3 protein-coding genes are annotated in these 3,800 nt (G+C 70.5%); all 3 read right to left on the bottom strand.

Annotation, left to right across the window (positions count from 1 at the left end; all coding sequences use genetic code 11):
- Positions 1–25: 25 nt before the first annotated feature.
- Positions 26–1,834 (bottom strand): alpha-galactosidase D, encoded by a 1,809-nt coding sequence (locus ACWCO3_RS32695; protein ID WP_450013782.1) that lies wholly within the window; start codon positions 1,832–1,834, stop codon positions 26–28.
- A 50-nt stretch (positions 1,835–1,884) separates the two neighbouring features.
- A complete protein-coding gene (locus tag ACWCO3_RS32690) occupies positions 1,885–3,051 on the bottom strand; it encodes an ROK family transcriptional regulator (protein WP_145780574.1) in 1,167 nt (388 codons plus the stop codon).
- 122 nt (positions 3,052–3,173) lie between these two features.
- The coding region (locus ACWCO3_RS32685) for a LysE family translocator (RefSeq protein WP_450013780.1) at positions 3,174–3,800 on the bottom strand (627 nt) is incomplete at its 5' end.

Genomic DNA, 3,800 nt, shown 5'->3' with positions numbered 1-3,800 from the left:
GCTGCGCCGGGCCGCGCCGGGCACGTCAGAGGGTCTGCGGTACGGCGATCCGGTCGATGTCGGGGGAGTACCAGGTGCCGCTGTCGAACGTGATCGTGTTGGTCCCCGCCTTCAGCGCCAGTTGAACGCTGACGGTCTCGACAGTGCCCCAGTCACCCGTGGAGGGGAACGTCAGGTAGGTGCCGTTGCCGCTGTTGGAGGAGACGTGCACCGACCGCGCGTCACCGCTGACGTAGGAGACGGCGACGGTGTAGATGCCGTCCTTGCGTACTGTGACGTCGTTGATCCGCACCTTGCCGCCGACGTAGAGGTTGCCGACCTTCCTGCCTCCGGAGCAGGCGTCGCAGCCGCCGACGGAGGCGTTGCCGGTCAGGGTGTTGGCCGGGGCCTCGGCCTCGTAGCTGGTCGTGGCGAGGGCGGCACCGGGCCGTACGGTGAACAGCCGTGAGCCGTGCGCGGGCAGCGCCGCGGTGATCGTGTTCTTCTTCGTCCCCAGGTCGCGGCGGTTCCACACGTCCCGGACCGAGGCGTTGCCGGTGAAGCCGAAGGACGCCCAGTGCGCGGTGACCGAGGCGGGCGCGTCGGCCAGGTTGAACAGGGCCACGGTGTAGCTGCCGTCGGGGTTCTTCGCGCCCCAGACCTGCTGGTCACCGGCCGGGGTGACCGGCCGGGCGGGTGCGCCGCCATTCTGGTCGATGGCGATGACCTCGCGGTTGGTCAGCAACGACAGCCCGTAGTCGTCGAGGCGGGTGAGGTCGTCCCCGGTATACAGCGGTGACTTCGAGATCGCCCACAGCGTCGCGTACGACTGCCGCTCGGCGTTGGTGAGGCCGTCCATCTCGCCGTTGCCCACGTTGAGCGAGTCGAGGTCGTTCCACCCGCCGGGGCCGGCCTTGCGGCTCCAGGCCGGCGCGTCGTCGAACCTGTCGTCGACCGAGTTCTCCCAGCTGACCAGGGTGTTGCAGTAGCACTCGACGTCGGTGTCGATCCGCCACCCGTTGGAGTACCGCTTCCAGTCGGCGGCGTGGCCGATGTCCAGCGACCAGGACAGTTCGAGGTGGATCGGGCGGCCGGCGGTGGCGATGGCCTTCTGCCAGGCGGCCACGTCGGCAACGTTGTCGTAGTTGTCACCGGACTTGAACGACCCCGGCCCGACGCCGTCGAGCTTGAGGAAGTCGTAACCCCAGTCGGCGAACAGTTGCGCCTGCGAGTCGATGTACCTCTGCGCGCACGGGTTGTCGAAGTTCAGCTTGTACGCGCTGTCCCAGCCGTTGGTGGTCCGCAGGTCCGGGTAGACGACGTCGGCGGTGGTGCACCCGGGCGCGTTCCAGATCGGCGCGGCACCGTTGCCGTACGCCTCCTTCTCCAGCCCGACGGGCAGGTAGATACCGGCCTTCAACCCCTTGCCGTGGATGTGGTCGGCGACGGCCTTCATGCCGCGTGGGAACCGCACCGTGTCGGGTGTCTGCCGGGCGTACTGGTCGAACCTCGGCACCCAGGCGTTGTCCCGCCACCAGCCGGCGTCGATGTTGACGTACTCGTAGCCGTACGGCTTCAGCTTCGCGGCGAGGGCGTCCGTCTGCTTCAGGACGTTGGCCTCGGTGAGGTAGCTGTAGTCGCCGTCCGGGTTCAGGCCCGGGTACTTCGACGACTGCATGGTCCAACTGGTCCACCCCATGAAGGGGCGCTCCGCGAGGCCCGCCGCCGTCGGGGCGACCGTCGGGGCGGCTTCGGTCGGCGCGGCCTGGGCCGGGACGGCGCCTGCGGCGAGGAGCACGCCCAGCACCGCCGCGACGAACGGGACTCGGGTGCGGGGCTTTGTCGGTGACGGCATGGTCAACCTCCTGGTGGCGCGGATGGGTCGAGCAGGTCGTGGACGGCCGGTCAGGGGACGACGAGCGACTGGATGCTCACGGCCGCCGCGCCCCGGGCCCACGCCTCGAAGGGCAACGGGCGGATGGAGACGGGGCACCGTGCGGCGGCGCCGAAGGCCTGCCGTTCGAAGCTCGTCCGGATGTGGCTGTCGAACAGGTCGTACGCGGCCAGCCCTTCACCGGACACGACGATGCGGGTGGGGCCGACCAGGTTCGCGACGGCCGCGATGCCGCAGCCGATCGCGGTCCCGGCCCGGGTGAAGACGGCTCGCACCTGTTCGTGACCCTCGCGGGCCAGGGCGACGGCGTCGTCGATGGTGAGGTCGGGGCGGCCGGTGTGGTCGCGGGCCTGCGTCACGATGGCGTCGGTGCCGGCGATCGCCTCGACGCATCCGCGACCGCCGCAGTGGCAGTCGGGGCCGTCGGCGTCGACGGTGAGGTGGCCGATCTCGCCGGCCACGCCGTACGAGCCGGACACCAGACGACCGTTGACCACGAGACCGCAGCCGATGCCGGTGCCCACTGTGACCAGCGCGAACGACTCGGCTCCCACCCCCTCGCCGAACCAGTGCTCGGCGGCGGTGAGCGCCTTGACGTCGTTCTCCACTGTGACGGCGAGACCGGTGCGTCGGGCGGCGAGTCGGCCCAGGGGCACGTCCCGCCAGTGCAGGAACGGCGAGTAGCGCACCAGGCCGATACCGCGGTCGATGTCGCCGGAGAGGGCCAGGCCGAGCCGGCGGACCAGACTCCGGTCGCCAGGGAATGCGTCGAACAGGTCCTCGACGAGCCGGCCGACCTCGGTGAGGACGGCATCGACGTCGGGGGCGTCCAGCGGCCGACGGGCGCTGGCATGGACCTGCGCGCGAAGGTCGCACACCACGCCGATCACCTCGTCGGCGGTGATTTTCACACCAAGGAAGAACTCGCGTTCGGCGCGGACCGCGAGAGGGCTGGCGGGGCGTCCGGCACCCGGGCCGGATCGTTCGGTGGCTGCCAGTTCGTGCAGGTAACCCAGGTCGATGAGGGGTCGTGCGGCCTTGGTGACGGCGGCGGAGGAGAGCCCGAGCCGCCGCGCGAGCGCGACCCGACTCACCGGCCCCTCGGTCAGCACCGTCGTGAAGACCGCCGTCGCCGCCGGTGGGCCGGCGAACACACCAGCGTCGATGCCAGGAAACATGGGCGAAATCTATGACGAATAATTAACTTCTTCAAGTATTGATTTGCCTCAGTGCTCCGTCCTAGAGTCGGCAGCCTGCCGAGCTGCCCGATGAGTGGAGCAGGCGCGCGGCCACTGCAGACTCAGGTCGCCGCCGCACGGACGCCGAGGCCGACCAGGATCACGCCGGTCAGCCGATCGAGCATTCGGCGCACCGACGCGGTGCGGAGCAACCGGGCGGCGGCACCGGAGACGACGGTCCAGCCGGCGAGCCAACAGGTGGCCAGCGCGGCGTGCGCCGTGGCGAGAAGCACCATCGGCACCAGCACCGGTCGGCCCGGTTCGAGGAACTGCGGTGCCAACGTGAGGTAGACGGCGGCGGCCTTGGGATTCAGCACGTTGCCGAGCAACCCTTGCAGGTACGGGTGGTCCACGCGCCAGGGCAGCCTTCGGGCGGAAACCGTCGGTCGCCGTCCCGCCTCCGTGCGACGGCGCGACGCGGACCAGAGCATCCAGAGCCCGAGCCCGACCAGATAACCGGCCCCGACCAGCTTGACCACCCAGAACGCCTGCGACGAGCGGAGCACCAGCGCGGCCAGGCCGACAGCGGCCAGCGTGGCGTGCACGTAGAGCCCGGTCACCGTACCCAGGATCACCCACCAGCCCTGCCGCCGCCCGCCGCTGGCGACCCGCGAGACGACCAGGGTCAGGCTCGCGCCCGGCGTGGCGGTGATCGGCGCGACGGCGAGCAGGAAGCCGAGCACCGCGAC

The sequence above is a fragment of the Micromonospora sp. NPDC002411 genome, from assembly GCF_053592955.1.
Note: the sequence above shows the minus strand (reverse complement) of the source record. Positions and strands in the feature narration are given on the sequence as shown.